1 pseudogene is annotated in these 948 nt (G+C 41.5%); it reads right to left on the reverse strand.

What is annotated here, in order from left to right:
• Positions 1-112: 112 nt before the first annotated feature.
• A pseudogene (locus ACFIJP_RS09330) lies at positions 113-948 on the reverse strand (hypothetical protein); the annotation flags it as partial.

Below are 948 nucleotides of genomic sequence, written 5' to 3' on the forward strand. Positions count from 1 at the left end.
CATTGTTTGATAAGCTCTAATCCTTCTTTCGATATCTTTCTCATCTGACGCTCCATAAAAAAAGCCCCACAAAAGTGGGGCTGGATAAAATGATGTTCTAATCAATCTCGCACTAATTATAATAAAATGGGTCGCTACATCCACGGGCGCCTATTTTTTCATCTTCTACATAACGAGAATGCGCAAAATTCCGTACAAGATGATCATTGTTAGAGCCACCAGTCCAATCGCCTCCTCCCAACATAACATTTATGTCTACACGTAAACTGCTTCCTTGCTCCCCTGTATGCCATTTAGTCACTGGATAACAACCAGACAAATATTGCCAAACATAACCGCAACCATCCTCACAACCGATATGCGAAATCATCCGTCTATTGTTTGTATCAACGTGTCCTCCAGACGTCTTAGGAGAAGGCGCTTGATTGCCGACAATACTGGTTGCTTGATTACTTCCATACATGCATGGCGAAAACTCATCACTCGTCAAAAATCTCTTATTAACAGACCAAAAATCAAATGCATGATCTGCATAGCTACGATTGCTCGTAATCGGAACACCATATGCCGACTTTGCATTTACACCTGTCCCTGATTGAAGATAAATATCAACCCAAATATTATGCCACGGATTGTAAACCATCCCTTCTGGACTACTACGTGGGCGATGATTTAAACACCAAACAGAATTGGGCAAAACATCTCCCGCTTGATAACCCGATAAGAGATGACCTTCAATCTCACCAACATCCGCACATAGCGTATGAAATCCACCAATCTTTTCAGAATTATCCTCTGTATAACCATCAGGAGCTGTCGGATTTTGCGAAAGCTTAAGGGCTATCTCATCCGCCTGATCTTTTAAGATGAGATATATATAATAATCCTTTCCTGCTTCAAAATCTTCGTCAAAAGTCATCCTTCCACGCCCTGGAGTGCGGTAAAAGA

It is taken from the genome of Bartonella sp. MU37NMGALS (genome assembly GCF_042194015.1).
Taxonomy (GTDB): domain Bacteria; phylum Pseudomonadota; class Alphaproteobacteria; order Rhizobiales; family Rhizobiaceae; genus Bartonella; species Bartonella grahamii.